At 64.3% G+C, this 26988-nt stretch carries 22 protein-coding genes; 14 read left to right on the top strand and 8 right to left on the bottom strand.

Going from position 1 to position 26988, the window contains the following annotated elements:
- The first annotated feature begins 14 nt into the window (after positions 1 to 14).
- Genes ACOGXA_RS00505 through ACOGXA_RS00490 form a run of 4 tightly spaced genes read left to right on the top strand, consistent with a single transcriptional unit; the run spans position 15 to position 3519 of the window.
- Positions 15 to 812 carry an alpha/beta fold hydrolase gene (locus ACOGXA_RS00505; protein WP_419925342.1) on the top strand — a complete coding sequence of 266 codons (798 nt, stop codon included), beginning with the start codon at positions 15 to 17 and terminating at the stop codon, positions 810 to 812.
- Complete coding sequence (locus ACOGXA_RS00500; RefSeq protein WP_419925341.1) at positions 812 to 2104, top strand: LLM class flavin-dependent oxidoreductase; 1293 nt, start codon at positions 812 to 814, stop codon at positions 2102 to 2104. Before ACOGXA_RS00505 ends, ACOGXA_RS00500 begins: the two co-directional genes overlap by 1 nt.
- A gap of 22 nt (positions 2105 to 2126) precedes the next feature.
- Positions 2127 to 2594, top strand: coding sequence for a hypothetical protein (locus tag ACOGXA_RS00495; RefSeq protein ID WP_419925340.1), 468 nt, complete (start codon positions 2127 to 2129; stop codon positions 2592 to 2594).
- 37 nt (positions 2595 to 2631) lie between these two features.
- A complete protein-coding gene (locus ACOGXA_RS00490) occupies positions 2632 to 3519 on the top strand; it encodes a hypothetical protein (protein WP_419925339.1) in 888 nt (295 codons plus the stop codon).
- Positions 3520 to 3702: 183 nt separating this feature from the next.
- Here ACOGXA_RS00490 and ACOGXA_RS00485 read toward each other — a convergent pair whose 3' ends face one another.
- Positions 3703 to 4533: an SRPBCC family protein gene (locus ACOGXA_RS00485; protein WP_419927017.1), complete on the bottom strand. Its 831-nt coding sequence runs from the start codon at positions 4531 to 4533 to the stop codon at positions 3703 to 3705.
- A gap of 75 nt (positions 4534 to 4608) precedes the next feature.
- Entirely contained in the window at positions 4609 to 5730 is a 1122-nt protein-coding gene (locus ACOGXA_RS00480; protein WP_419925338.1) for an amidohydrolase family protein, read from the bottom strand.
- Positions 5731 to 5800: 70 nt separating this feature from the next.
- Between ACOGXA_RS00480 and ACOGXA_RS00475 the strand changes: the two genes are divergently transcribed.
- From ACOGXA_RS00475 to ACOGXA_RS00460, 4 genes are all read left to right on the top strand, one after another.
- Positions 5801 to 6073, top strand: coding sequence for a type II toxin-antitoxin system HicB family antitoxin (locus tag ACOGXA_RS00475; protein WP_419925337.1), 273 nt, complete (start codon positions 5801 to 5803; stop codon positions 6071 to 6073).
- Positions 6070 to 6285: a type II toxin-antitoxin system HicA family toxin gene (locus ACOGXA_RS00470; RefSeq protein WP_419925336.1), complete on the top strand. Its 216-nt coding sequence runs from the start codon at positions 6070 to 6072 to the stop codon at positions 6283 to 6285. Before ACOGXA_RS00475 ends, ACOGXA_RS00470 begins: the two co-directional genes overlap by 4 nt.
- Before the next feature lie 237 nt (positions 6286 to 6522).
- Positions 6523 to 6969 (top strand): flavodoxin family protein, encoded by a 447-nt coding sequence (locus ACOGXA_RS00465; protein WP_419925335.1) that lies wholly within the window; start codon positions 6523 to 6525, stop codon positions 6967 to 6969.
- Positions 6970 to 6980: 11 nt separating this feature from the next.
- A complete protein-coding gene (locus ACOGXA_RS00460) occupies positions 6981 to 8162 on the top strand; it encodes an amidohydrolase family protein (RefSeq protein ID WP_419927016.1) in 1182 nt (393 codons plus the stop codon).
- A gap of 90 nt (positions 8163 to 8252) precedes the next feature.
- On the opposite strand, the gene ACOGXA_RS00455 is transcribed toward ACOGXA_RS00460, so the two are convergent.
- Positions 8253 to 10514: a xanthine dehydrogenase family protein molybdopterin-binding subunit gene (locus ACOGXA_RS00455; RefSeq protein ID WP_419925334.1), complete on the bottom strand. Its 2262-nt coding sequence runs from the start codon at positions 10512 to 10514 to the stop codon at positions 8253 to 8255.
- A 154-nt stretch (positions 10515 to 10668) separates the two neighbouring features.
- Between ACOGXA_RS00455 and ACOGXA_RS00450 the strand changes: the two genes are divergently transcribed.
- Positions 10669 to 11142 carry a 2,4'-dihydroxyacetophenone dioxygenase family protein gene (locus ACOGXA_RS00450; RefSeq protein ID WP_419925333.1) on the top strand — a complete coding sequence of 158 codons (474 nt, stop codon included), beginning with the start codon at positions 10669 to 10671 and terminating at the stop codon, positions 11140 to 11142.
- A 7-nt stretch (positions 11143 to 11149) separates the two neighbouring features.
- Here the strand turns inward: ACOGXA_RS00450 and ACOGXA_RS00445 are convergent, their stop codons facing one another.
- Positions 11150 to 12388, bottom strand: a complete 1239-nt coding sequence (locus tag ACOGXA_RS00445) for an MFS transporter (RefSeq protein WP_419925332.1) — start codon at positions 12386 to 12388, stop codon at positions 11150 to 11152.
- Between the two features lie 516 nt (positions 12389 to 12904).
- Between ACOGXA_RS00445 and ACOGXA_RS00440 the strand changes: the two genes are divergently transcribed.
- The 3 genes from ACOGXA_RS00440 to ACOGXA_RS00430 are packed head-to-tail and all read left to right on the top strand — an operon-like array spanning position 12905 to position 17576.
- Positions 12905 to 13189, top strand: coding sequence for a hypothetical protein (locus ACOGXA_RS00440; RefSeq protein WP_419925331.1), 285 nt, complete (start codon positions 12905 to 12907; stop codon positions 13187 to 13189).
- 20 nt (positions 13190 to 13209) lie between these two features.
- Positions 13210 to 14052 (top strand): hypothetical protein, encoded by an 843-nt coding sequence (locus tag ACOGXA_RS00435; protein ID WP_419925330.1) that lies wholly within the window; start codon positions 13210 to 13212, stop codon positions 14050 to 14052.
- Complete coding sequence (locus tag ACOGXA_RS00430) at positions 14049 to 17576, top strand: patatin-like phospholipase family protein (protein ID WP_419925329.1); 3528 nt, start codon at positions 14049 to 14051, stop codon at positions 17574 to 17576. Before ACOGXA_RS00435 ends, ACOGXA_RS00430 begins: the two co-directional genes overlap by 4 nt.
- A 555-nt stretch (positions 17577 to 18131) precedes the next feature.
- Here ACOGXA_RS00430 and ACOGXA_RS00425 read toward each other — a convergent pair.
- Genes ACOGXA_RS00425 through ACOGXA_RS00415 form a run of 3 tightly spaced genes read right to left on the bottom strand, consistent with a single transcriptional unit; the run spans position 18132 to position 21622 of the window.
- Entirely contained in the window at positions 18132 to 18983 is an 852-nt protein-coding gene (locus ACOGXA_RS00425) for a DUF7687 domain-containing protein (RefSeq protein WP_419925328.1), read from the bottom strand.
- Between the two features lie 4 nt (positions 18984 to 18987).
- Positions 18988 to 19857, bottom strand: a complete 870-nt coding sequence (locus ACOGXA_RS00420) for a Dam family site-specific DNA-(adenine-N6)-methyltransferase (RefSeq protein WP_419925327.1) — start codon at positions 19855 to 19857, stop codon at positions 18988 to 18990.
- A gap of 40 nt (positions 19858 to 19897) precedes the next feature.
- Positions 19898 to 21622, bottom strand: coding sequence for an N-acyl-D-amino-acid deacylase family protein (locus tag ACOGXA_RS00415; RefSeq protein ID WP_419925326.1), 1725 nt, complete (start codon positions 21620 to 21622; stop codon positions 19898 to 19900).
- A gap of 115 nt (positions 21623 to 21737) precedes the next feature.
- On the opposite strand from ACOGXA_RS00415, the gene ACOGXA_RS00410 reads away from it, so the two are divergent.
- Both ACOGXA_RS00410 and ACOGXA_RS00405 read left to right on the top strand, forming a co-directional pair.
- Positions 21738 to 22874 carry a UDP-galactopyranose mutase gene (locus ACOGXA_RS00410; protein ID WP_419925325.1) on the top strand — a complete coding sequence of 379 codons (1137 nt, stop codon included), beginning with the start codon at positions 21738 to 21740 and terminating at the stop codon, positions 22872 to 22874.
- A 6-nt stretch (positions 22875 to 22880) separates the two neighbouring features.
- Positions 22881 to 26492, top strand: coding sequence for a hydantoinase B/oxoprolinase family protein (locus tag ACOGXA_RS00405; RefSeq protein WP_419925324.1), 3612 nt, complete (start codon positions 22881 to 22883; stop codon positions 26490 to 26492).
- On the opposite strand, the gene ACOGXA_RS00400 is transcribed toward ACOGXA_RS00405, so the two are convergent.
- Positions 26465 to 26977 (bottom strand): (2Fe-2S)-binding protein, encoded by a 513-nt coding sequence (locus ACOGXA_RS00400; RefSeq protein WP_419925323.1) that lies wholly within the window; start codon positions 26975 to 26977, stop codon positions 26465 to 26467. The genes ACOGXA_RS00405 and ACOGXA_RS00400 overlap by 28 nt on opposite strands.
- Positions 26978 to 26988: the final 11 nt, after the last annotated feature.

Raw genomic sequence — 26988 nt, 5'->3', positions numbered from 1 at the left:
ATAGCGTCTTGGCGATGCAAACCGTGACGACCAATGTGGCTGGGTTGGGGATGCGGGAGTTTGTTGGGGGGTCGGGGGAACCGTTGGTGATGTTGCACCATTCGTTTGGGAACCCGGGATGGATGCCCGTCCACGAGGCCCTGGCGGCCCACTACACCATTCATGCGCTGGACTTGCCGGGCTATGGCGGGCCAGAGGGGTCGGAGCAACCCGATTGGGCTCGACACCCTCGGGACTTGGCCCTAATTGTGGGACAGTGGCTGCGGGCCAAAGGCTTTGGTCCGGTTGAGCTGGTGGGGTGCGGGTTCGGGGGGTGGGTGGCGGCTGAGCTGGGCACCATGGCCCCGGAGCTGCTCAAGCGGCTCGTGCTGGTGGGGGCGGCCGGGCTGCTGCCTGAGCAGGGGCGTATCTACGATCAGTTCTTGGTGTCGCACTCCAACTATGTGCGGGACGCCTTCTCAAGCCAAGACGTCTACGAGGCCATCTTCCACAGCAACGGTGACGACCCCGACGAGCACCCCCTGGGCGACGACACCCTGGTCACTTGGGACATGAACCGGGAGATGACCACCCGGGTGGCGTGGAAGCCCTACATGTACAACCGCCGTCTGCGGCCCCTGCTGGGCGGTGTCACCGTCCCCGCTGTGGTGGTGTGGGGCGACAGCGACGCGGTGGTGCCATTGGAGTGCGCCCACGCCTACGCCGAAGCCCTGCCCGACGCCCGCCTGGAGATCGTCCCAGACTGCGGCCACGCCGTCGACCTCGAAGCCCCCGAATCGCTCACCGCCATCATCACCAGAGGAAATAGCTGATGTTCCTGTCGTATTTCACCGAGCAGCCCATGAGCGCCTATCCGGCCGATGAGGGCTTGAAGGAGGGCTTCACCTCGGTGATGTTCTCCAACAAGTACTACGACCCGGTGGAGGGCAGCCGTCTATTCAATGAGCGCATCGAGGAGTACAAGCTGGCCGAGCAGGTGGGCTTCGACGGGATCATGGTGAACGAGCACCACAACGCCCCGTTCTGCATGCAGGCCCGCATCACCGTGATGTCGAGCATCCTGGCCGCCATCACCGACCGGGCCAAGATCGTGCAGCTCGGCAACCCGCTGCCCACCTACGACAGCCCGCTGATGTTCGCCGAGGAGATCGCCATGATCGACATGATCTCCAAGGGCCGGCTCATCTCGGGCATCGTGCGGGGCGCGGGGCAGGAATCGGTGTGCCTCAACGCCAACCCGGCCTACAACCGGGAGCGGTTCAACGAGGCCCACGACCTGCTGGTCAAGACCATGACCGACGACGGCCCGTTCTCCTGGGAGGGCGAGCACTTCCAGTACCGGGTGGTCAACCCCTGGGCCCGGGTGCTGCAAAAGCCCCACCCCCGCATCTGGGTGCCCGGCGTGTTCAGCGCCGAGACCATCCGCTGGGCGGCCCAGCACCGCTACCCCTACATCTCGCTCAACACCCCTCTGCACCTCACCGGCGACCTGTGGCAGATCTACGACCAGGCTGCTCGGGCCGTGGGCTACGAGCCGGGACCGGAGAACCGGGGCTATCTGCTGCGGGTCCACGTGCAAGAAGACGGCGACAAGGCACGGGACAACGCCCGGGAGTTCATGTGGATGCAGGGAGAGTTCACCGGCATCGGCCACCCCTACTGGGTGAGCCCGTCGGGCTACGGGTCGTCGGCCCGGCGCCTGGATTACGCCAAGATGGCCAACGCCGAGGTGCGGGGCTCTCGGGCCGCCCCGTTCGAGCAGCAGTTGGCCGCCCGGGAGATCGTGGCCGGCACCCCGGATGAGGTGATCCGCGAGCTGCGGGTGGTGTTGGAAACGTGCCGCCCGTCGATCCTCATGCTGTGGGGCAACGACGGAGGGGTCAGCCACGACGACTCCCTGCGGTGCATCGAGCTGATGGGCACCGAGGTGCTGCCCGCGCTGCGAGACATGGGCGACGAATTGGGCCTGCACGACCCCATCGAGCTGGACGCACCGGTGAGCCTGGCCCTCACCCCTCCCGATGAGCTGAACCCCATCGAGGAAGCGGCCGACGAGCGTCCCGAGGACACCTCGGACAGCCGGGCGCTGAAGATGTTCCGGTGACAGCCCTCAAAGGAGCACTGCGATGACCGAACCCAAGCCCCAGGTGTCCTACATCCACGCCGAAGACATGGACTTCGCCGAGGTGAAGAGCCAGCAGCACGCCGACGGCCGCCGGGTGTCGGTGTGGCTGAAGCTGATGGAGCTGACCCAGGAGCGGGCCGTGTACCACACCCGCTACGACCCCGGCCTGGTGCTCGAGCGCCACGGCCACAACAGCGACCACTTCATCTTCGTCATCGACGGGGAGGTCACCTTCGACGAGGAGCTGTGCCTGGTCGGATCCCTCATCAAGCTCCCCCACCTGGCCACCTTCGGTCCCATCAAGGTGGGCGACCAGGGCGCCGAGATCCTGGAGATCTACTTCGGCGACTCCCGCCCCGCCCCCGCCGACAAAACCGAGTACGCCTCCATCCTCGAAGAGCGCGGCATCACCGAACTCCCCCACCCCCCACTAGACCTCCCCGACTGGTTCGGCCCCCGCACCGACTAAGGCGCTGGGTCACAGCTATCCGATACCCTGCTCACTCATGGAATGGGAAGCGAAGGGTGGGCTGCGCTACAGGCCACACACCCGGATTGACCTGAAGGGCCATCCAACGCTGAATGAGAAATGGCTCCAACGGCAGATTGTTGAAGACCCTTCCCGGCTTGGTTTGGGAGAACTCTTTGTCAGGGACATTGAGCGGCAGCAGCCTCGCTCCGGACGACTTGACCTTCTGCTTGCCGACCCTGACGGCACAACCCGCTACGAAGTGGAGCTTCAGCTTGGCGCGACAGATGAAACTCACATCATCCGAACCATCGAATATTGGGACTCCGAACGACGCCGCTATCCCCAGTACGAACACATCGCCGTCCTCGTGGCCGAGGACATCACAAGCAGATTCTTCAACGTCATCAGCCTCTTCAACGGCTTCATACCCATTATCGCCATCCATCTGAGCGCAATACGGATTTCCGATGAGGAGATGACCCTTGTATTCACGAAAATCCTCGACCATGCGACGCTGGGAACCGACGAAGAGGACGCTGGGGAGCCGACTGACCGGCCGTACTGGATCGGACGGTCTTCATCAGAGATGCTCTCTCTCGTCGATCGGATTTACGAACTGGTCAGTGAACTGGACCCTGGCGTTGAACTCGGATACCGCAAGCACTACATCGGCCTGCACAAGAATGGGATTGCCACGAACTATGTGAAAATGGCTCCTCGCAAGAAACAGGTGAACCTTTACTTCCCCACCATCTCTCAATCTGATGAAGTCACCAACCTGATCGAAGAATCCGGCCTCAATACGTTGGACTATTCGAATAGATCCGGATACAGGCCAATCATCCGGTCAGAAGACCTCTCGGAACATAGAGAGTTGCTCAGGAATCTCATTGAGAGAGCTCAGAAGAACTACCGAATGTAGCCACGGAAGACGATATGGGCTCCAGCGTGCCCACTATGCCCAGAGGGTGCAGATGGGAGCAGCGATGATCCCGTCGTCGAGCTTGAACGGACGCGGCCCGGTGTGGGGAAATTCGCAGTCCCAGTGGCAGCATTCCCAGCGGTAACACAAGAGGTCTGCGGGGCTTGGCGGCGGTTGCGGCGGTCAGAAGCGGCGTTCTACCTCGGCCTTCAGTTCCTGGTTGAACTGGGCGTATAGGCCTTGGAGGAAGCCGGCGAGCACCCCGGCCGGGAAGGTGGCGTTGTCGCCGGTGAGTTGGTCGGTCTGCACGAACAGAGTCGCCACCCCGTCGGTACGATCCACAATGTATTGGTGGTGGTCAACGATGCCGGGAGCAAATAAAAGCTCGTCAGACCAGCTGAATGAGCGGCCCTCCTCCCAGGTGAGGATGTGGGGAAACTCGGAAAGCTCCCCCTCCGACAGGAAGATCGCCGTGGCCTGACCGCCATCGCTCAAGTCGCCGACAACTCCTTGCAGCGAGCTGCTCCAGTCGGGCATCGCTTCGAAATCGGTGAGCACCTCCCACACCTGCTCCGGGGTGGCCTCGATCACAATATCGCTGTAGACGAGCAGTGATCCGTCGTCTTGAGGACGGACTTCGGCAGTTGCCCGCTCCCGATCCAGACATCCGCCGGGAACCAGTTGCATGTCAACATCGAACCGGCATCGGTAGACGTTCAACATGGTTTCTTGGCTCTGGATCAGCCCTTCGCGCTCGTCGATGTCTTGCTGGGTGGGGTCCTCAGGAGCAGGGTCGGGCAAAATGACATCGGGAGACGGGCATCCCCCCGGCACCTGGGCTGTGTCCATTGCGAACAGGCACCGGTAGGCATTCAACAGGTTTCCCTGATCGGCGATAAGTTGATCCCTAGCCTCAACATCGCTTCGGGTCTGAGCCGACGCAGCCGGCGACAACAGTGCCGCGACAACGGCGACCACCAAGACGAGGGCTTTGAAGGATTGAGGTTTCAGCATCTTTCGCACGGGCAAGAAATTACAACGTCTCGATACCTGACATCCCATCAAGGGAGCGCATGCACTACCGCCTCATCAGCCCGGAACCGGGATGCCGAATAAACGGGCGGGGTTGTCCGTCAGGATCTTGCGCTTGCGGTCGTCGCTGAGATCGTCGCGCTCAACCAGCAGCTTCACCGAGTGGGGGAAGTCGCAGTCCCAGTGGCAGTAGTCCGAGGAATAGCACAAGATGTCTTCGCCCACCTGGTCCATCACGTAGGGCAGGGCCGACTCGGTGGACTCCACGCCCACGAAACACCGCCCCGATAGAAAGTACTCCGACGGCCTGCGGTCCAATATAGGAGCCTGGTCGGGCATCAACTCGTACTCCTCGTCCAGGCGCTCCAGCCAGAACGGCAGCCAGCCGCACCCGGCCTCCATGATGCCCAACCGCAAGTTGGGGAACTTGTGCAGGAGGCCACCCACCGTGAAGTTCATCGTGGCCAACATGGCCCCGAACGGGTGGGTGACAGCGTGCTTCTCCAGTCGGGTGTCGTAGCGATCCAATACGATAGGCACCTGGTCGGGGGCCTGGCCCCCGCCGTGTACGCACACCGCGGCCCCGTGGTGGTCGGCTACCTCCCACACCGCGTCGAGGGCCGGGTGATTCAGGTTGCGGTCCAGCACATGCTGGGCGGTCACCATGCCCACGAACAGGTCGGGGTACTGGGTGAAGCACCGATCCAGCTCGGCGGCGGCCCGCTCCGGATCGATCAGGGGCAGCTTGGCCACCAGCTTGAGGCGGGTGGGGTCGTAGGCCGCGTAGGTGGCCCGGGCGTCGTTGAGAAGCCGGCACAGTTCGGCGGAAAAACCGGGATCGCTCAGCGCCCACTCTTCCCCTGATCCCGGCGGGAACATGATGGTCACGTCGATGCCCTCTAGGTCCATGTCGGTCATCCGGGGACCGGGCACAGCCATGCCCTCCCGCTGAAGCGGCGTCTCGAAATCGAGCTCGCCGGCGGCGTACTCGCCGTAGTTCTGCTGGTCCTCGGTGTGTACCGGCGATCCGGCCCCCGGAAGGTCGCCGTAGATCTCCTTCATCTTGGCCACGTACTCCACCATCTTCGGTCGCCACTCGGCACTGATCCCGTGGCGCCACTGCGGCGGCTCGCCCCCATGCCCGTCGGAGTCGATCACGTAATACCCGTACTTGCCCATCCTCCTATCGTGGCACTTTCGAACCGTCAGGGGAAGGCCGAAGGCCGACTGCCGGCGTTATAGTGAGGACATGGGACAGCCTCCGGCCCAGCTTCCTATTGAGTGCTGGTTGGATGCTGCACTTGCAGGGGCGTCCACCGAAGAAGTCCGAGATGAGAACGGAGTCCTCGTCGGATGGTGGGCCGAAAACCCAGAATGCAAGGGCGCATCCGCCTTTGGTGCCACACCCGACGAAGCCCGCAGCGAACTCCGACAGGTGCTCGTCGGGTGGGTTGAACTCGGCCAGCAACTCGGGCAACCTATCCCCTCATTTCATAACGGCGTAGTCGCTGCCCCTGCATGAGCCAGCGGGTCCCTCCAGCCACTCGCCGCCAACTCATCAAGTTCTTGGCACAACGAGGCTGGATCGGACCTCGGCCTGGCGGCAACCACGAGTTCATGATCAAGGGATCCCATAGGCAGGTCATCCCCAGTGACAGTGAGATCGCTGGCCCTTTTCTGCTGCGACTGCTCAAGCAGGCTGGCTATACGAGAGATGACTGGCTGAACCGCTAGACCTCAAGCAGGGGCCACTACTGGATCAGACTTCTTGGGCTAAGCCGGTACCCGCAGGCTCTCCATCAGTTCCTCGACAGTAAACATCTCGGCCCGGTCCACAACGTCAGCCTCCAACGCTCTCGCCTCTGAAGCGAGAGAATCCATGTCATACTGGCGATTTGCAGCCTCGACCATCCCACTATCGTGGCACTTGGGCAGCGCAAATGCTAGAAGTCAAGCCGTGAGGTTCCAGCGATGAAGGCAGTGGTGATCTTTGAGAGCCGCACGGGGAACACCCGGCGGGCGGCGGAGATGATCGGCGGGGAGCTGCGGCGGGCTGGCTACGAGGTGGCGGTGCGGCCCGTACACGGATTGAAGCTCACCGAGATTGCGGAGGCCGATCTGTTGGCGGTGGGGACCTGGGTGGACGGGCTGGTGCTGTTCGGCCACCGGCCGGGGGGCACGGCCAAGCTGATGACGCTGCCGTCGCTGCACCACAAGCCGGTGGCCGCCTTCGCCACCTATAAGTGGTATCCGGGCAACTGCATCGACCAGATAGCCGACCTTTTGGGCTACAAGGGCGCCGAGGTGATCCACCGCCAGGCATTCAACAAGACCCAGCTTGATGTGCTGGTCCCCGAGTTCGTCGACCGGGTGCTGGCCGCCGTGGGCGCCCCCGAGATGTCCGAGGCCCCAGCGTGACCGTTACCGAGATGCCCCGCATCATCAGCGTGGACGACCATGTGGTGGAGCCTCCACACCTGTGGTCGAGCCGGCTCCCGGCCAAGTACCGCGACATCGGCCCCCGCATCGAGTACCTGCCCCAGGGCGAGGTGGTGCTCGACGGCGGCACATACCTGGAGCGCCCCGGCACCGAGGGGCGCAACGTGGCCTGGTGGCTGTATGAGGACCACACCTACTCGGTGAAGCGGCTCATCGCCGCGGCCGGCTATGCCTATGACGAGCTGTCCACCGACGGCATCACCTACAACGAGATGCGCCCCGGCTGCTGGCAGCCGGAAGCCCGCATCGCCGATATGGAGGCGAACCACACCGACGCCTCGCTGTGCTTCCCCAACTACCCCCGGTTCTGCGGCCAGCTTTTCAACGAGCGAAAAGACAAAGAGCTCTCGCTTTTGTGCGTGCAGGCCTACAACGACTGGATGGTCGAGGAGTGGTGCGGCGACTCCGGAGGGCGGCTGATCCCGCTTTGCCTGGTACCGCTGTGGGACGCCGAGTTGGCCGCCGCTGAGATTCGCCGCAACGCCGAGCGGGGGGTGCGGGCGGTGGCGTTCAGCGAGCTGCCCACCTGGCTGGGGCTGCCCAGCATCCACTCGGGCTACTGGGACCCGTTCTTCGCCGCCTGCGCCGAGACCGCCACGGTGGTGTGCATGCACATCGGGTCGGGCACCCGCACGGTTTCCACCGCGGACGACGCCCCCGACGCGGTGACCGCCTCGCTCATCTTCTGCAACAGCGCGGCCTCGATGGTCGACTTCCTGTTCTCCGGGGTGCTGCACCGCTACCCCGACCTCAAGCTCATGTACGCCGAGGCCCAGATCGGGTGGATCCCCTACGCCCTAGAACGGGCCGACGACGTGTGGGTGACCCACCAGGGCTGGAGCCAGGCCCGCCGCAATATTCCCGAGCGGCCATCGTTCTACTACTACCGCCAGGTGTACGGCTGCTTCTTCAAAGACAGCGTGGGCATCGACCTGCTCGACCGAGTGGGCGTCGACAACATCACCTTCGAAACCGACTACCCCCACGCTGATGGCACCTGGCCCAACACCCAAGAGGTGGCCACCCGCCTGTTCGGCCACCTCGATCCCGAGTCGGTCTACAAGATCGCCCGCGGCAACGCCATCAAACTGCTGGGCCTGGACTTCGACTGACACCAGCCTTGGGCCCAGTTGCTCGGTTTGGTCGAATCAATCTTGTTGGGCCTGGACTTCGACTGACACCAGCCTGAGGCTGGAGGCGGGCTAGACCGCGGCTAGCGCTTCCCAGATGCGCTCGGGGGTGGTGGGCATGTCGATGTGGGCCACGCCCAAATGGGATACGGCGTCGACCACCGCGTTGTGGATGGCGGGGGTCGAGCCGATGGTGCCCGATTCGCCGATGCCCTTGGCCCCCAGCGGGTTCAGCGGGCTGGCTGTCTCGGTGTTGCTCACCTCGAATGAGGGCAGCTCGGCTGCTGAGGGCATGAGGTAGTCGGTGAGGTTGGAGGTGCGGGGGTTGGCGTCCTCGTCGTATTGCACCCACTCGAACAGGGCCTGGGCCGCACCCTGGGCCACGCCGCCATGCTGCTGGCCGGCCACCAGCAGCGGGTTCAAGATGGTGCCGCAGTCGTCCACCGCCACGTGGCGGAGCAGCTCCACCCGGCCGGTCTCAGTGTCCACCTCGACCACGGCCACGTGGGCCCCGAACGGGAAGCTGGCCCCGCCCTGGTCGAAGTCAAGCTCGTGGTTGATTACCCCGCCCTCGGCGGAGGAGGCCAGATCGGCCCACGACGCGGCCTGAACGGGCACACCGGCCACATGCAGGCCACCCTCGCCCACCACGATGTCATCGGCGCTGGCCTCCAACTGCTGGGCGGCCAGTTCCTTGGCCTGGGCCAGCACCTCTTCGCTGGCCTTGTACACCGCGCTGCCCGCGGTCTGAAGCGAGCGCGATCCCAACGTGCCCGCGCCTCGGGGAATCTCGGCGGTGTCCGACTGGATGAGCTTGATGCTTTCCATGGGCACGCCCAACAGATCGCTGACGATCATGGAGAAAGCGGTCTCGTGGCCCTGGCCGTGGGCGCTGGTGCCCACCCGGATCTCGGCGGTGCCGTCGCTCAGCACGTCCACCCGGCCATACTCGGTGTGAAGCCCCAGCGGGGCAGTGATCTCAACGTAGGCCGAAACGCCGATCCCCAGCAGCTTGGAGTCGCCCGATTCTCGCCGGGCGGCCTGTTCGGCCCGCAGATCGCTATAGCCAGAGGCTTCGAGAGCGGCGTCCAGCGCTTTCTCGTATTCGCCGGAGTCGTAATTCGCACCGGTGACGGTGGCATAGGGAAACTGGTCGGACCCGATGAAGTTGCGCCGCCGGATCTCAGCCGGGTCGATACCCAATTCGTCGGCCCCCACGTCGAGCACTCGCTCCAGTATCTGGGTGGCCTCAGGACGGCCCGCCCCCCGGTACGCCGCGATCTGGGTGGTGTTGGTCACCACCGAATCGCCGGAGAATTTGACCTTGGGAATCTGATAAACCCCCTGAGACATGGTCTGGGTTAGCACGGGCAAGAAGCCGCCGATGGCCGGGTAGGCCCCGGAGTCGGCCAGACAATGCAGGTTCAAGCCGGTGATGCGGCCATCTGCGTCGAATCCCATCTTGGCGGTGAGGATGTGGCCTCGGCCCTGCACCAACGACACCATGTCCTCGGAGCGCGACTCGGTCCACTTCACCGGGCGGCCCAGATCCAAGGCGGCCTTGGCTGCTACCAGGTACTCGGGATACAGGCCGGTCTTGGCCCCGAAGCCACCGCCCACCGCCGGGGCGATCAGCCGCACGCTGTCGCCGTCGAGGCCGAACAGTCCGGCGAACCCTCCCTTGAGGCCGATGGGGGATTGGCTGGGAAAGGTCACGGTCATGCCGCCCTCGGGGGTGCCGGGCTCCACCAGGATCCCGTTGGGCTCCATGGGCACTGCGGCCAGTCGCTGGCTCTCCATCGTCACCTCGGACACGTGGGCGGCCTCGGCCAAGCCGTCGTCATCGCCGAGCTCGGTGTGGAATGCCAGGTTGCCGCCCTCGTTCTGGGGCCAGAGCACCTCGATGCCCTCGCTCAAGGCCTTGGCCGGGTCGGCATTGGCCGGCAACGGGTCGTAGTCCACCAGCACCGCCTCAGCGGCGTCCATTCCCTGCTCTCGGGTCTCGGTCACCACCGCGGCCACGATGTCGCCCACGAACAGCACCCGGTCGGCGGCGATCTGCGGGCGCTCGAACACCGGGAGCATGGGAAATCCGGCAACCGCGGGCAGGCCTATGTTCTCACCGGTGTACACCGCCAGCACGCCATCGGAAGCCTCGGCCCCGCTCGCATCCACCGACTCGATGGCGGCGTGGGCCACCGGCGAGCGCACAAAGGTGACGTAGGCGGTGCCCTCGGGAGTGAAGTCGTCGTAGTAGCGCTCCGCGCCGGTCAACAGCCCCGGGTCCTCGAGGCGGACGACAGAATTTCCCAGAATCGAACCAGAACTCGACACGGCTTTCCCCTTTTTCTGTTTTCGGGAGTCGGGAGGATGTTAGAACCCCCTCGTGGATCTGAGCCAGCTTTACACCAAGGTGGGCCGGGCCGCCTCCGACGGAATCGATGTAAGGCCAGCCTGTGTCCACCGCGAGGCCAACTAGCCTTCGACCATGAATCTGTTGGATCAGGTGGTCCCTTCGGCCCGCCATGTGGGGATCGACGACGTGCCGTTCGTGGAGAACACCGCGGTGGGCGCCCGGATGCGCCTGCTCCAGGTCAGCGCCGACGACGGCCTCTACGTGCTGCACGGCTTCATGCCCGCCGGGTTGGCGGTGCAGACCCACCACCACCAGGGACCGGTGCTGGCCTTCACCTTGAGCGGGGCCTGGGGCTATCGGGAGAACGACTTCATGAACCGGGGACGCAGCTACCTCTATGAGCCCGCTGGCTCCATCCACACCCTGTTCGTGCCCGACGACAACTCCGAGCCCACCGAGCTGGTGTCGGCCATCTACGGCGACGTGGAGTACCTCGACCCCGACGGCAACGTGGAGTACATCTCCAACGCCCAATCCAACCTGAAGATGTACTACCGCTACTGCGAAGAACAAGGCGTCCCCCGCCCCAACGGCATCCTCTTGTAGCAGTAGCTCAGACTGCGGTGTCCAGGTGGCGGAAGCGGCCGAGGGCTAGCTGGCTTGCCAAGTAGGCGGCCACCATGATGGCGGTGATGGCCAGTACCCAGCGGATGCCGATGGCGCTGGCTATCGAGCCCTGCACCAGGATGCTCGCCGGTGCTGCTAGGCTGAACAGCATCATCCACAGGCTCATCACCCGACCTCGGTAGGCGTCGTCGCAGAGGCTTTGCAGCGCGCTAGTGAGGGTGGGCATGGTCACCATGAAGGCCAGGCCCACCGCGCCCATGGCCATCACTCCCAAGGCGAAGGTGGGAACCACCGCCAGAACCAGAGTGAACAGCGCCACGGTGGTAAAGCCAATGGTGACAAGACGACTATACGCGGTCCCCCGGTCGAACTGGAGCAGCAGCACCGCGCCGACCAACGACCCCACTCCGAATGCGCCCAGCAGCACACCGAAGCCGGCAGCGTCGACCCCGAATGCGTCGTCGGCGATCACCGGGGCCAGCCACTGCGTCGGGGAGATGGCCGCGGCCAGCATGAAGCTGGCCAGCATCACCACTCGGATGCCCTCGATGCCCCGGGCGTATTGGAATCCCGAGAGGAAGTCGGCCACAAAACCCTGACTCGACGATGCCCCCGGCGGTGGCCGGGGAGGCAGCAGGCTCAGCCCCACGACGAGCGCGGTGAAGCTGGCTGCGTTGAACCAGAAGGCCGCGGCCGGCCCCCAGAACTGAATGAGCCAGCCGCCCAGCATGGGGCCCACCGCCCGGGAGATGTTCCACTGGGTGGAGTTCAAGAAGATGGCGTTGCGCATGACCCCGCTCGGCACCAACTCCACCACGATGGCCTGCTGCACCGGCGCACCCACCGACGCGGTGGCGCCCCCGCCGATGGAGAAGGCCACCAGCACCCAGAACGTCTCGGCGTCGATCTGGACCACCCAGGCCAACGCCACCGCCACCACCATTTGGCCCACCACCGTGGCCAGGAACAGGCGGGTCCGGCTGTAGCGGTCGGCCAGCGATCCCCCGAACGGGCTCATCACCAACAGCGGAATCAACCCGGCGGTGGCCGCCACGGTCACCTTCCAGGGATCGTCGGTGATGTCCTCCACCAGCCAGCCGATGGCGGCCAGATACATCATCGACCCGATGTTGGACACCACGCTGGTGGTCCAATAGAGCCGGTAGTCCCGATAGCCCAGGGCATGCACCGAGCGCGGCACCCGCCGATCAGGACCTTCGATCACCCGCTCTTTCTAGCCTTCAGTCGCCGTTTGTCCCAGATTCGGCACTCGATCAAGCTGAGGGGCCTTGTGGATGGGTGGTTGTTCAGGGGTTAGAGCGACTTCTTCCGTAGATAACCTCCGCCGAGATCAAGATGATGTTAGCGAGGCAGAGGGCGGCGTCCCGGCAGTCTGCTCGCTGGGCGGAGTTACGGTGTAGCTCGATCTGGATCTCGAAGCCGACATTACCGAGACCCGGCAGTCTGCTCGCTGGGCGGAGTTACGGTGTAGCTGCCCCTAGTTGGAGAGCCAGGAGATAGTAGATTCGACTATCCCTCGCGGCCCGAACCGCTTTGGGTGGCGGGGTCGTGTATTGCGTGTTTCGTTCCGCCTATTTGTCACTGGTCGATGATATGTTCGGTTCGGGCCGCTGCGGGTGCTTTCTGCCCCAAGATGGCAGGGGGGCGAGGGTTTGGGGAGCGCTGCCGGGGGCCTGTCAGTGCAGCAGGCGTTAGCCGTTGTTGAAAGGTTTGTTTTGTCATGTTTGATAGGGATTCGCTGCCCGGGATCGGGTTTGTGTCGTGGTTTGTCGGCGCTGGCGACAGCTTCACGCTGTTGACCGGCAAAGAAGGTGGTTCGGGTGAGCTGGTTCTGCGGGTCGACTTGAACCATCTGGAGCTCAGCGAGGACGACGACGAGCCACAGGTTGCGGTAATCGACCAGCTTGCTGAGATCCTTCCGGAGGTCAACTGGAAGCCGTATTTGGCCGCGTTCGCCCTCACCCACCCAGACCGGACCACTGCCGGGGGTTCGGCGACCTCATAGAGAAGGTCGTAGTCGGAGAGTTGTGGGTCACACCGAGGATCTTCGACGAGTACAAGTCCGAACTCTCAGACGACGCCGAGGCATTCAGAAACGAGGCCGACCGGAGGCTGAAGATCGCGGTCAAGGGCAAGGCGAAGTCGGGGGATCGCATCCGGGTAATAGGCCACAAGGACGTGTTGGCCTCCAAGCCGTACTCTGACCTGTCTGACTCGGCCAAGTCCGAGATCGGCACTGCGGTGGAGTCGATCGACGGGCACGACACTTCGGGGCGGTTCACCGCGGTGTTCTGCGGGCCGGCTGATGCCGATGAGGATGCGGACCGCAACGACACGAGCCTCGCGATGCAGGTGACGCTGGCCGATGGCGACTGCTCGCAGCGCTTTCTGTTGCTGGGGGATCTAGCGCGCGAAGCTCTCGGCGACCTTTTCGACAACGCTGACGACTCCCACGTCGAGTTCGATGTGCTCGTCATGCCCCACCACTGCTCCAAAGGGGCGCTGTTCGACAGCGACGGCAACGCGGACACAAAGGTGGTGGAAGGCCTGAAGGCCGCCAAGGCCGACGGAGCGTGGGCGGTGGCCAGCTCGCCGCCGATTCCCAAGTCCGACAAGAACGGGGCTGACCCGCCCCATCGGGTCGCCTGGGACAAGTACAGCAAGATACTTGGCGCCGACTACATGGTCTGCACCGGATCCCACGGCTCCGAGGAAGACCCCGACCCGGTGGTTTTCTCCGTAGGCGACCCGTGCGGCTATGCGCGCCCGGAAGCCGCCGCCGCGGCCAGCACTGACTTGGGCAGGGATGTCAAAAAAGCCCGTCCGAGGCCGAAGGCCTCCAAACCGAGCGGCTACGGCCGCCGATGACGACTGAGCATCAGAAACGCGCCCTGCGCGAACTGCGGGCGATATCCCAAACCGGCAGCCGCGCGCTCGCTGTTCTGGGCGATGCTGAGAGCTTGGGGGCAGAGCCGGGCAAGCCGCTGACCGTACCAGTGCGGATATCCACGGCCGGGATGCGCCGCTACCCGGGCGGGCTGCCGATCGGCGACAACGAGGACCTAGAGGTCCGCATCCCCGCCGGGTACCCGACCTTCCCTCCGACCCTGCACACCACTGACTACCGGTTCGACGTGAACCCGCACGTGTTCTGGAACGACCTGTGTTTGTACATCAACGAGGACCGGCAGTGGGTCCCGTCGGACGGCATGTACGGCTTCGTGGAGCAGATAAGCGAGTGGCTCGCCGACGCCGCGGCTGGCCGCCTGGACCCCGACGGCGGACCCGTCCACCCCTACCTGCCGCTGAACTTCGATCTGTCCGGCACTCAGCTGGTGATCCGAGGCGAAATCCCCGACGGAGACAACAAACGGCTCTTGTGGGCGGAAATCGAGCGGTCGGGCGACAACAGGGCAGACCTCGTGAGGTTTCGCGGCGCCGAGCCAGACGACAGCGTTCCAGTTGCCGTCGCAGTACTGTCCGACAGGCCGATCTCGGAGAACCATGAATGGAAGTTCGGACGCCTGCTGTTCCAGCTCGAAGACCTCGGTTTCGAGTGGAGGATGATCGTCAAGCACCTCCGCGACGCGTGCTTGCACAATCCGCCCGGCACGCCCCTGTTGGTGGTCGTGGGAACTCTCAACCGGGGGACGAGCAGCGCCCGCCGCTACCACCTTGTCGCATGGGAGCTCCCAGCCGGCCTGGCCGACAAGTTCCGCGTCCTGAACGACCCCGCCACAGATGGTGAACAGGCCGAAAGCGCCCGCGAGTCGATCATCAGGTGGTGGGATGACGAGCCGCTGCAATGGGCGGGCGTGCACGAGGCCCGCCCCTCGGTGACTGTGCGCAGAGACCAAAGCACTCCGATGGGCGCGTTCAAGGGGAAATCCGTTGAGATCTGGGGGTGCGGGGCGCTCGGCGCGTGGCTCGCCGAGATGATCGCCAGAGCAGGCGCCGCACGTCTGGTCTTCTGGGACAGAGGAAGCGTCGGCCCGGGCCTGATCGCAAGGCAGCCCTACGAAGAGCCCCAGGTCACCAGGAAAAAGGCCGAAGCACTGAAAGAACGATTGGAACGAGTCGCCCCCCACCCAATCAAGATCGAAGCCCATCCGAAGAGCGTGCTGAACTCCGACGGGACCGTTGTCGGCCTCTCCGGGACGGACCTGTTGATCGACGCGACCGCCAGCCGCAAAGTTGCCGCCGCCCTGGAGCGACACATCGCTCGCACACCGAACACTCCGGCGGTCGTGTCGGTCCTCGTCGATGCCCGCTGCTCGACGACAGCGATGTTCGCCTCACCCCCAGAAGGGGCCGCCGGGCCCACCTACACCGCACGGCGCGCCGTCGAGCGCCTGGCCCGAACACATGGGACGGCACACTTCGAAGAGGCGTTCTGGGACGGCGACAGCGCTGAGAGCCTGGTCCAACCAGAGCCGGGCTGCTCGGCTCCCACGTTCCACGGTTCCGCAGCCGACGCCGCCGCGGCCGGCACGCTCGCCAACCAGATCGGCCGCTTTTTGGCCGATCCCGGCGCTCACACCGCCGAGTTCTGCGTCCTCTCCCACAGCGAGCAGCAGCCAGGCCGCCGGCACTTCCGGTGCGTCGAGCCGGCCCCGACCGCAGTCGCTGCCGACGGCGGGTACACCGTGCTGATCCCACAAGCCGCCCGACAGGCAATCAACCAGGCCGCTTCTGACAGCTTCGGGACTGCTCCAGAGCCGGAGACCGGCGGGGAGCTCTACGGAGAACGAGACGACGCCTCGATGACCGTAACCGTGGATGCCGCCTTCGGTCCGCCACCCGACAGCATCAAAGAGCCCACAAAGTTCGTGCGCGGCATGGACGGTACTGCCGAGAGAAGCCGGGCATTCGAGCTGGGCAGCCCACACCTCAGGGCCGGCTATTTGGGCGACTGGCACGCCCACCCCCACGGTACGCCCCAGTTGTCGCAGACCGACCTGAACACCGCCGCAGACAAAGCACAACAAGAAGGCGCCAGCCTCGTCGTCGTCTGGGCCGGAACACCAGACAAACCCCGATGGGCGGCCAAAGTGACACAGCCCGACCTCACAGCGCCCACAACCCCAGAAGAGGCCCGTGGCGCAGCCCCAGCGGTGGAGCCCTCCCAGACCTACCCGGTGCAGCCGACAGCCTCGCCGAAGCCGTGCCAGCACCCGATGCCGCCCCGAACGCCACTTCCTGCCGTCTCTCCAGGACGGACGCCCATAATGGTCGCACTTTCGGGCGGCGGTTTCCGTGCGACGCTGACCGCGCTCGGAGCTCTCCGGCTCCTCGCCGACTCCGGCCTTCTGCCAGATGTACGCATCATCTCCAGCGTCTCCGGAGGGTCGCTCGCGAACGCCGCCACAGCCGCCCACTGGAACACAGCGCAAACGCAGCCCGCGTTCGACGAGCTCGTGCTCCGGCCCATGCTGAAGAGAATTACCAGCTCGTCGTTCCAAGGCGACCTCCTCAAGAACGCCTGGAGAGCACTCCTCCCCGGAAAAAACCTCGCCGACGTGCTCGCCGACCGCCTCGACCGCCGGTTCCTCCATGGACGCGAACTTGAGGACCTCCCGGCTGGGTGCTGGTTCATGTTCAACGCCACCAACGCCACCGAAGGCGTGCGGTTCCGCTTCGACGCCGACGTAGCCGGCGACTACGTAAACGGCAGCATTCCCACCCAAGGCACCGGGCTGCGATTGGCAATAGCCGTGGCCGCATCAGCGGCCGTGCCCGGCTGCTTCCCGCCGCTCGACGTCAAGCACCTCGGGTTCCCCTGCAACACCGGAAACCCGATAGAACTTGTCGACGGTGGCGTCTACGACAACCTCGCCCTAGAAGCAGCGATGAGGCGCGAACGCGAAAACGACGGCCTCGGGGAAGCGCTGGTCATCTCTGTCGACGCAGGAGCAATCCTCGACCGGGGGCCGCGCCGGGGAATGGGAAAACTCCCTATAGCCGGACGGCTCTGGAGAGCGAACTCGATTATGCACCGTCAAAACAGCTCGCTTCGCGTCCGCCAGATGTTCAGACAACAAGAATCCGGCGGGCACCCCTGCACGAACTTCAACCTCAGCTCCACATTCGACGGGGCCGAACTCGACGACGCCCAGAGCAAGCGTCTCGCCCAATGGCAAGAGATCAACGAAGAGCACAGCGAAACCCAAAGAACCCAACTCGCATCGATTCCCACCGCTTTCTCCCGACTCTCAGAAGCCGACACCGTCGCCCTGGTCCAGAGAGGCTGGTGGCTTTGTGGGGCCACGCTGTTCGTATACCACCCCCACTACCTTTCTGGCCCACCACGATGGTCCGATCTAACTGTCGAGCTTGGCGTCCAAGGTCCTACCGTGCACAGCACCGGGCCTATGCAATTTCGATCACCTTAGAAGGGAATATTCGCAAAGTTAGGGATCGTGCCGTGCTCACGCCCGCCGACGTGTCTGACGCCAGCAGGGGGACGGTGAAGCCTCGCTGCTGTGGTACGTCTACACCGTCTCGAAGAGGGAAATGCGCCCCTGTCTAGCACATGTGTGCGGTCCTACTAACAAGCAACTTCTTCGGCTAGTTCTGCGTCCTCCCCAGTCTCTTGAGGGCGTGAGGGCCGTGGGCGACCAGGTGGCTCGTCGGTGAGCCTCCTGCCGCTCATCCTCCGCAACAGGCCCGCCAATCCTGGTCGAAGGTGTCCCCCGGGCGCTCGTTGTGGCGGTATGAGAACTCGTCCGCGCAACGCTGGTGGTGCTCCTAGGACACCTGTAGTGAGTGCCGTGGTAGCCCCTCTTGAGCAGCACTAGAAGGTCTCTATGCCTTTGCGGACACAGCGCTACAGACGCCGACGGCCCGCCCCGCCCACATCTTCACTGTTCCACGTAGACTAGCGGTTTCATGGTACAGCGTATGGAGGAGAAGAGTAATGCTTGCCGACAAAGGCGCACATGTCCTTCTCAACTTGGCAATGCTTCTAACTGCTCACGCCATTCGGAAGCAAGTATTGGAACCCGGTCAATCACTTCTCGGCCAAATATAACCTCATCCACATAACCCATGTGCATCATGTCCAAAATACGACAAAGATACGATCTTCCGTCGGACCACCAAGTCCTGTACGAATCAACCATGAGATAGTGCTTAACATGAATTCCCTCATCGACCCTCAGGTCTCGGAGTTCCATACCATCCAATAGCGTTTCGTATACTCCGTCCGCCACTCTACTTCCAAAGGTAGTGGTATAGTAGTATTCCTTGATTTCCCAAATTGCTATTGGATTCACAGTAGAGGGAAATACACCATCCACCCGTCTTGACAATGTACTTAGCAATTGGCTGCCATCAGTTACTTTGGTCAACTTCCTAGGATCATAATCGCAACTGAGTTCACCTATCGCCGACTCAATAAGCATGTTGACAAGACATGTCAGGTAAGCTTCAGCTCTCTTCTCGGCCTTCTGTTTGTTCATTGGTAATGGGCATTTGGGATTTAGACATGCACGAGTGTCTTGAAAAAGGGCTCGTGCCTCTTCCGCATCCATAAGCATCCCCTTGACCCGGTTGTTCAATGTGTCAGCTCTATAGTGGAAGTACTCGATTAGCAGGTGCCCTCTCGAAGTCAACTTATCTTCAAACTTGATATCTGATCCACTCAAACCTAGATCCCCAACAGCTTGCATGACTTCGGATTCAGTTGGTGCACTGACCCTAGAAGTATTGCGACGTGTGTACCCAAATTTCTCGCTGATAGCTCTTACATACGCCCAGAATCTATTGGACTGATTGAGAAACTTTGAACTTGGAACCATGATATCAGTATGTAAGCAACAATCGATCTTTGACTACTTCGCTTTCCAGCGTCTGCCCGCCCATCTGAAATCTCTTTAGCATTGATCTTCCGCAGTTTACGAACACTTCTCTTTCGAACAACCCGACAGGAATGGGTAGATCTATTGCAACTTGTCCCGAACGCTTTGTTCCATCAATACTGAGTGCAACAGCGACTCTACGACGTTTACACCTTGAGATCTGATCTATAAGATCTTCGAAGCTAAAGTCTTGAGCTCCATAAAGAATGCTCTGAGTATCCGAGTAAGGAGGGTCGCAATACACCATATCACCTTCCTCGGCTAAGTTCATTGCCAGGCGGTAGTCTATGTGTTTGAACTCTGTTCCACAAGTACGCTCATACCAAGCATCCACTCGCTTGTTGAACGACTGCGGACCTATTGGATTGTGACTTCCACATGGAGTTGACATGACTCCGTCTTTTCTGAACCGGATTACACCTCCATAACATGATCTACTCAAAAATAGGAGGTCAGCAGCATTAGGATTAGAATTAAACGATGTTTTCACTTCTTCATATACTTGTTCTTTGCCATGAATCGCTAGCTTAACCCAGCGGTCGAAGTACCAACGCTTCAGAAGACCGGGGTTTTCCTGCAGAGTCTTGAATATGTCAATTAGTGGGCCGAACGAGTCTGAAGCCACGGCCTTTGGGGGAGCAAGAGTTGCCAGAACAGCCCCGCTGCCCAAGAATGGTTCAAAGTATGAATTGAACCGTGGTGGGAAATACGAAACGATTTCATGGGCAAAGCGCTGTTTGTTTCCAATCCACTTCAAGAGTTGCGACTTGAACGGGATCACCGCAGTAGGCATTTCTAATGACAGCTGTGTCATGACCGCACCCTATCGGAGGCGGTGACACTATCTCTGGCAATCAGGGGCCGGCAGCGGTGACAGTGTCGGTGTCGCGGCCGGAGCGGATGACCTGGCCGGGGCGGGCGTCGGTGAGTTGGCCGGATCGCTGGGTCTCGACTCCGTTGACCAGCACGTTCTCAATGCCCTCAGCGCCGCCGGTGAGCCGCCATCCCCCGCCAGGCATGTCCCAGGCGGTGGTCACCGGGGCCTTGGTAAGGCGGTCCGGGTCGAACACCACGATGTCGGCGCACCAGCCCTCGGCCAGCCGGCCCCGACCCCGCAGGCCGTAGTGGCGGGCCGGGCGGTCGGTAACCAGGTTCACCGCCTGCTCCAGGCTGAGCAGCCCCCGATCCCGCACCGTGTCGCCCACCAGCGCCGAGGTACACCCCCAGGTCATCATCATGTCCAGATGGGCCCCGGCGTCGGAGCCGCCGGCCAGCACCCGGGGGTCGCCCAGCATCTCGGCCCGCTTCTTCCACGACTCGTCGTCGTCGCCCACCACCGGCGGCCCGAACCCGGTCATCAGGTCGTCTTCCAAGGCGATGTCGCACATCACGTCGAACGGATGCTGGCCCCGCTCTGCGGCCAGTTCGCCGACGTTGCGTCCCACCAGCGCCTGCAAATGGGGCGTTGGCGAAGACACGTCCACCACGGTGGTCTCGTCCCACCGCACCCAAGTGCGATGGGAAGCCTGGGCTGCACCGTTGAGCAGCCGCTGGCGCACCTCGGGGCGGGCCAGAGCCTCAGCTTTGGCTGCCGGGTCCAAGTGCATGATCTCGGCCCAGTCGGGCAGGGTGTCGAACAGCACCCCAGTAGCGAAGTTCAGCCGCATCTGCATGATGTCGGGGAGCATGAGCCCCACCACGGTGGCCCCCTGTTGCCGGGCGTGGTCGGCAGAACCCAGACGATTCTCCAGATAGGCGTCCTCGCCGGGCCGCACGTTGAACAGGTTCCAGTTCAAGGGCCGGTCGGCGGCCAGCACCATGGCCGTCATCAGCTCATAGGTCTCCGGCGACCAGATGGGGTCGATGCTGGGGATGATCTCCAGGGTGGTGCCGGGGTGATCCCGGCAGACTGCGGCCAGCGCCACCAGTTCGGCGTCGGTGGCCGCCCGTGACGGCACGGGATCGCCGTGATGGTCGTTGTGGGCAGATGCCTTGGTGGAGGAGAAACCCAGGCCGCCCTCGGCCAGGCTCTGGGCCAGCAGCGTCTTCATAGCCTCCAACTGCTGCTCAGAGGCCGCTTCGCCCATCGATGCCGACCCCATGGCCAGCCGGCGAATCGTGCTGTGGCCCACCAGGAAGCCGGCGTTGATGCCCAGCCCGCTGTCTTCAAGCCGATCCAGCCACGATCCGAACGAAGACCACCCGAAGTCCAGGCCGGCCTCCAGCGACTCGGTGGGCATGCCCTCCACCCGGGCCAGCATCCGCATCACGTAGTCGGCCTCGTCGGGCACCATCGGGGCGATGGTGAATCCGCAGTTCCCGCCGATAGCGGTGGTGATTCCGTGCAGCGACGACGGGGTCAGGTGGGGATCCCACAGCACTTGGGCGTCGTAGTGTGTGTGGACATCGATGAACCCCGGGGCCACCGCCAGCCCATCGGCGTCGATCACTTGGCGGGCGGCCTCATCCGACCGGCCGATGGACACGATGCGCCCGCCTTGAATCCCCACGGCGGCCCCCCGACCTGGCGCGCCGGTGCCGTCGACCACTATTCCGCCCCGAATCAAGCAGTCCAACATCGCCTACCCCTGCGCTATCGTCGATTTCTGGGGCCCTTGGCCCCCAATCCCCTTACCGTACCCGAGACGCCCGACTGGAGTTCCCGATGCCGCCACGCCCCCTGAGGCCCACCCGGTGAGGCGGCGGATCGGCATCGTCGGGGCCGGGTGGACCGGAGCGGTGGCCGGACGGCTGTTGACCGAGGCCGGATTTGCGGTGGAGGTGATGGAGAAGACCAGCGTGGTGGGCGGGCACTCCCGGGCCGAGACCATGAACGGGGTGGTGTACGAACCCAACGGGGCCCACATCTTCCACACTTCCAACGCCGCGGTACACCAGTTTGTGAATGCCCACGGCCTTACCCGGGTCTACGACCACAAGGTGCTCACCGAGATCTTCCTGTCGCCCGACGATGGCGACGATGAGGGCCGCCTGCTGTCGTGGCCGCCCCAGGTGGATGAGCTGAAGGAATTACCGGTGTGGCCGACCGTGGAGCGGGAGCTGGCCTCTCTCCCGCCCGAGCCCGCCGGCGACAACTTCGAGGACTACGTGGTTTCGATGATGGGCCGCACCCTCTATGACCTGTTCATCCGGGACTACACCGCCAAGCAGTGGGGCCGCCCGGCGGTCGATCTATCGGCCCGCTTCGCTCCCAAGCGGGTGGAGCTACGCGACGACGGGCATCGGGGGCTGTTCCGGGACCGGTGGCAGTACTTTCCACCCAACGGCATCAACGAGGTGATCGAGTCGGTGCTGTCCACCGTGGCGGTCACCCTGGACACCGAGATCACCGTGGACGACGCCGACCGCCTCGGCCAGGACTATGACGCCGTAGTCATCACCGCCGCGCTGGACGACTTCGCCCGCTGCCCCGGTGAGCTGGAGTGGCGGGGCATCGAGATGCGCTCCAGCTATACCCCCACCGACGACCCCGCCCGCGTGCTCACCCCGGCCTATGTCACCAACCGCCCGTCGGCCCGGGTGCCCTACACCCGCACGGTGGAGACCAAGCACGCCACCGGTCAGCAGATCGGGGGCACGGTGGTCAGCGAGGAGATGCCCGGCGCCCCCCGCCGCCACTATCCGGTATTGACCGCCGACGGGGCCAACGAGCGCCGCAACGCCGAACTGGCCCAAACCATTGCCGGGCACTTCGACATACCGGTGTACTTCGCCGGGCGGCTGGCCACCTACCGCTACATCAACCAGGACGAGGCCATCGCCGATGCCATGGCGGTGGCCGAACGGGTGGCCGCCGACCTCTCGGGGTAGCTGGTCATGGTGGAATCTGAGTCGCAGGGTTGGAGCTTCTGGATCGACCGGGGCGGCACGTTCACCGACGTGGTGGCCCGGCAACCCAATGGGCAGATCGCCGCCGCCAAGCTGCTGTCGGAGAACCCCCGATACCAAGACGCCGCAGTGGAGGCCATCCGATCCCTGCTGGGGTTGAGCGCTGATGAGCCGATCCCGTCGGACCAGGTGGCCGAGGTGAAGATGGGTACCACGGTGGCCACCAACGCCCTGCTGGAGCGCCGGGGAGAGCCCACCGTGCTGGTGACCACCAAGGGGTTCGCCGACGCCCTCCGCATCGGCTACCAGACCCGGCCCGACCTGTTCGCCCTCGACATCGTGCTGCCCGACATGGTGTACAGCCGGGTGATAACCGTGGACGAGCGAGTGCGGGCCGACGGCACCGTTGAGCGACCACTGGATGAGGACGACGCTCGGCAGCAGCTGACCTCGGCCCACCGAGCGGGATTGCGGTCGGCGGCCATAGTGCTGGTACACGGCTATCGCTACCCCGATCACGAAGCCCGTCTGGCTGAGATCGCCGCCGAAGTGGGGTTCGAGCATGTCTCAGCCAGCCATCAGGTGAACCCGCTCATCCGCCTGGTGCCCCGGGGAGACACCACCGTGGCCGACGCCTATCTCACCCCTGTGCTGCGGCGTCACATCCAGACTGTCGAGGACCAGCTCGACACATCGCTTTTCTTCATGCAGTCCAACGGCGGCCTGGCCCACCCCGGCAATTTCCGGGGCAAGGACGCACTGCTGTCCGGCCCGGCCGGCGGGGTGGTGGGCATGGCCCGCACTGGTGAGGCCGCCGGCCACCATCGCCTGATCGGGTTCGACATGGGCGGCACATCCACCGATGTGTCCCACTACAACGGGCGCTTCGAGCGCACCACCGACGCGGTGGTCGCCGGAGTACGGGTGCGAGCGCCGATGATCTTGATCCACACCGTGGCCGCCGGGGGTGGCTCGATCCTGTCGTTCGACGGCAGCCGCTTCCGAGTGGGCCCCGACTCCGCCGGCGCCGAGCCCGGCCCGGCCTGCTACGGAAATGGCGGGCCGCTCGCCGTGACCGACGCCAACGTGGTGCTGGGGCGGTTGCACCCAGATCATTTTCCGGCGGTGTTCGGCCCCGGCGGCAACCAGCCTCTCGATGCCGCCGCGGCCCAGACCGCATTCGCCGACCTGGCCGCAGCCATCACCGAGGCCACCAAACAACCGTGGACCCCAGAGAGGGCCGCCGAGGGGTTCTTGGATGTGGCGGTCCAGAACATGGCCAACGCCATCAAAACCATCTCGGTGCAGCAGGGCCATGACGTGAGCGCATACACCCTGGCCTGCTTCGGCGGGGCCGGGGGCCAGCACGCCTGTCGGGTGGCCGACGAACTGGGCATGTCCACGGTGTTGATCCATCCCCACGCCGGGGTGCTCTCGGCGCTGGGCATCGGCCTGGCCGACGTGCGCTCGGTAACTGAGCGGGCCGTGGGCCAAACCCTCACCGAGGAACTGCTGGGTGCCATTGCCACCGATATCGGGGAGTTGGCCGCGGCGGCCTACACCGAGGTGGCCGCCGACCTGCCCCACTCCCACATCCACATCGAAGCCAGCTATTTCCTGAGGTACGAGGGGTCCGACACCGCACTCGAGGTGGCTGCCGACGACTACGTGGCGGCGAATGCGGCCTTTGAAGACCTCCACCGCACCCGCTTCGGATTCGCCTCCCCTGAGACGCCGATCGTGCTGGAGTCGATCCAGGCAGAGGCCATCGGCCGCAGCAGCCTCACCGAGACCCTGGCCGAACAACCCTCGGCCAACTCTATGCCCGACCCCAGTCCCCTAGCCCACCACGAGGCCAGCTTCGGGGGGCAAGCTCACCACATCTCCTTTTACGACCGGGCCGACCTGGGCCCGGAGTCGGCCGTGGACGGACCCGCGGTCATTGTGGACCCCCACTCCACCACGGTGGTTGAACCGGGCTGGGCCGCGGCGGTGGCCCCAAGCGGCGAGCTGGTTTTGAGCCGGGTCGAGGCCCGCCCGGACGCGGCGGTCGGCACCGAGGCCGACCCGGTGATGTTGGAGATCTTCAACAACCTCTTCATGAACGTCGCCGAGCAGATGGGGGTGGCACTGGAGAACACCGCTGCCTCGGTGAACATCAAGGAGCGTCTGGACTTCTCATGTGCGGTGTTCGACCCCCACGGTGAGCTGATCGCCAACGCCCCCCACATGCCGGTACACCTGGGCTCGATGGACATGTCGGTCAAGGCGATCATCGCCCGCCATCCCGACATGGCGCCGGGCGACGCTTTCATCACCAACGCCCCCTACAACGGCGGCACCCACCTGCCCGACGTGACCGTGATCATGCCGGTGTTCGATGCCGACGGCGACGAGATCCTGTTCTTCACCGCGTCGCGCGGCCACCACGCCGACATCGGCGGCACCGTTCCCGGATCAGCCCCGGCCGACGCGTCGAGCATCTCCGAGGAGGGGGTGCTGTTCGATGGCGAGGTTCTAGCCCGGGGCGGGCGGTTCCAGGAGGCAGAGATCCGGGCCTTGCTCACCGGCGCCGAGTGGCCGGCCCGCAACCCCGACGTCAACATCGCTGACATCAAGGCCCAGCTGGCCGCCTGTCAGAAGGGGGCAGTCTCCCTGGACGAGGTGATCGACCGCTTCAGCCTGGCCACAGTCCATGCCTACATGGGCCATGTCCGGGCCAACGCCGCCGAGTCGGTCCGACGCCTGATCGATCGCCTGGAAGATTCCTCCTTCACCGTTGCGCTCGACGACGGCGCCCAAGTGTCGGTGGCGTTGCGCGTAGACCGCGGCCGGCGGTCGCTCACCGTCGACTTCACCGGCACCAGCGACCAGCATCCCGGAAACTTCAACGCCCCCCAGCCGGTGTGCCGGGCCGCGGTGCTCTATGTGTTGCGCTGCCTGGTGGACGACAACATCCCGCTCAACAGCGGGTGCCTTGAGCCGGTGGAGTTGATCGTGCCGTCGCCCAGCATGATCAGCCCCGTCGAGCCCGCCGCGGTCTTTGCCGGAAATGTGGAGACCTCTCAGCACATCGTGGACGCCCTGTTCGGCGCGGTGGGCACGGTGGCCGCCTCACAGGGGACCATGAACAACGTTGTGTGGGGCAACGAGCGCCACCAGTACTACGAAACCGTCTGCGGAGGCGCGGGGGCCACCGCTCGACAGGACGGCTGCGGTGCCGTTCACACCGGCATGACCAACGCCCGGCTCGCCGACCCCGAGGTGCTGGAGCAGCGCTACCCGGTGGCAGTGGAGGACTTCTCCATCCGCCACCGCAGCGGCGGCGCAGGCCGACATCGGGGCGGCGACGGAGTGGTGCGGCGCATCCGGTTCGAGGAGCCCATGAGCCTCAACGTGCTGTCGTCTAGACGGAAAGTGGCCCCCTACGGCATCAAGGGAGGCTCACCCGGCGCCGTGGGCGTCAACTGTGTCCTGCGAACCGACGGTTCAATCGAGGCTTACCCAGGAGTGTTCCGCACCGAGGTGCAGCCCGGCGACCGGCTCGAGATCGCCACCCCCGGCGGGGGTGGCTACGGCCCGCCCGATGAGGAGCGCTGAGCGACTAGGCGGACGCCTTCGACGATGCTGGTGTAGCCGGTGCAGCGGCACAGGGTGCCGGCGAGGAACTCCCTGACCTCACCGTCGGTCGGCTCGCCGGCTTCGGTCGGCCGGTCGGCCAGCCAGGCCACGGTCGACATGACGATGCCCGGTGTGCAAAAGCCGCACTGGAAGCTCATGGCGTCGGCGAACGCCTGCTGCACCGGTCCCAGCACCGGGTTGCCGGGGTCGGTGGTGTCCACCAGGCCCTCGATGGTGGTCACCTCGCACCCGTCGGCCTGCACTGCCAGCATGAGGCACGACCGGACCGCGGCGCCGTCCACCAACACGGTGCAGGTTCCGCACACTCCGTGCTCGCATCCCAGATGGGTGCCGGTGAGCCCGCACTGGCGGCGCAGGAAGTCGGCCAAAGTGGTGCGGGTCTCGGCCTCGGCGGAGTACTCAGCGCCATTGGCTCGCAATTGGACAGTGCGCGTCGGGCTCATCGAGACGCAGC

The sequence above is a fragment of the Candidatus Poriferisocius sp. genome, from assembly GCF_965208475.1.
Taxonomy (GTDB): domain Bacteria; phylum Actinomycetota; class Acidimicrobiia; order Acidimicrobiales; family Bin134; genus Poriferisocius.
Note: the sequence above shows the minus strand (reverse complement) of the source record. Positions and strands in the feature narration are given on the sequence as shown.

Excerpts from the sequence above, each read along its gene's own strand:
- ACOGXA_RS00505 (WP_419925342.1), top strand. The coding sequence starts at position 15 with ATGCAAACCGTGACGACCAATGTGGCTGGGTTGGGGATGCGGGAGTTT.
- ACOGXA_RS00500 (WP_419925341.1), top strand. The coding sequence starts at position 812 with ATGTTCCTGTCGTATTTCACCGAGCAGCCCATGAGCGCCTATCCGGCC.
- ACOGXA_RS00495 (WP_419925340.1), top strand. The coding sequence starts at position 2,127 with ATGACCGAACCCAAGCCCCAGGTGTCCTACATCCACGCCGAAGACATG.
- ACOGXA_RS00490 (WP_419925339.1), top strand. The coding sequence starts at position 2,632 with ATGGAATGGGAAGCGAAGGGTGGGCTGCGCTACAGGCCACACACCCGG.
- ACOGXA_RS00485 (WP_419927017.1), bottom strand. The coding sequence starts at position 4,533 with ATGCTGAAACCTCAATCCTTCAAAGCCCTCGTCTTGGTGGTCGCCGTT.
- ACOGXA_RS00480 (WP_419925338.1), bottom strand. The coding sequence starts at position 5,730 with ATGGGCAAGTACGGGTATTACGTGATCGACTCCGACGGGCATGGGGGC.
- ACOGXA_RS00475 (WP_419925337.1), top strand. The coding sequence starts at position 5,801 with ATGGGACAGCCTCCGGCCCAGCTTCCTATTGAGTGCTGGTTGGATGCT.
- ACOGXA_RS00470 (WP_419925336.1), top strand. The coding sequence starts at position 6,070 with ATGAGCCAGCGGGTCCCTCCAGCCACTCGCCGCCAACTCATCAAGTTC.
- ACOGXA_RS00465 (WP_419925335.1), top strand. The coding sequence starts at position 6,523 with ATGAAGGCAGTGGTGATCTTTGAGAGCCGCACGGGGAACACCCGGCGG.
- ACOGXA_RS00460 (WP_419927016.1), top strand. The coding sequence starts at position 6,981 with ATGCCCCGCATCATCAGCGTGGACGACCATGTGGTGGAGCCTCCACAC.
- ACOGXA_RS00450 (WP_419925333.1), top strand. The coding sequence starts at position 10,669 with ATGAATCTGTTGGATCAGGTGGTCCCTTCGGCCCGCCATGTGGGGATC.
- ACOGXA_RS00440 (WP_419925331.1), top strand. The coding sequence starts at position 12,905 with ATGTTTGATAGGGATTCGCTGCCCGGGATCGGGTTTGTGTCGTGGTTT.
- ACOGXA_RS00430 (WP_419925329.1), top strand. The coding sequence starts at position 14,049 with ATGACGACTGAGCATCAGAAACGCGCCCTGCGCGAACTGCGGGCGATA.
- ACOGXA_RS00425 (WP_419925328.1), bottom strand. The coding sequence starts at position 18,983 with ATGGTTCCAAGTTCAAAGTTTCTCAATCAGTCCAATAGATTCTGGGCG.
- ACOGXA_RS00420 (WP_419925327.1), bottom strand. The coding sequence starts at position 19,857 with ATGACACAGCTGTCATTAGAAATGCCTACTGCGGTGATCCCGTTCAAG.
- ACOGXA_RS00415 (WP_419925326.1), bottom strand. The coding sequence starts at position 21,622 with ATGTTGGACTGCTTGATTCGGGGCGGAATAGTGGTCGACGGCACCGGC.
- ACOGXA_RS00405 (WP_419925324.1), top strand. The coding sequence starts at position 22,881 with ATGGTGGAATCTGAGTCGCAGGGTTGGAGCTTCTGGATCGACCGGGGC.
- ACOGXA_RS00400 (WP_419925323.1), bottom strand. The coding sequence starts at position 26,977 with ATGAGCCCGACGCGCACTGTCCAATTGCGAGCCAATGGCGCTGAGTAC.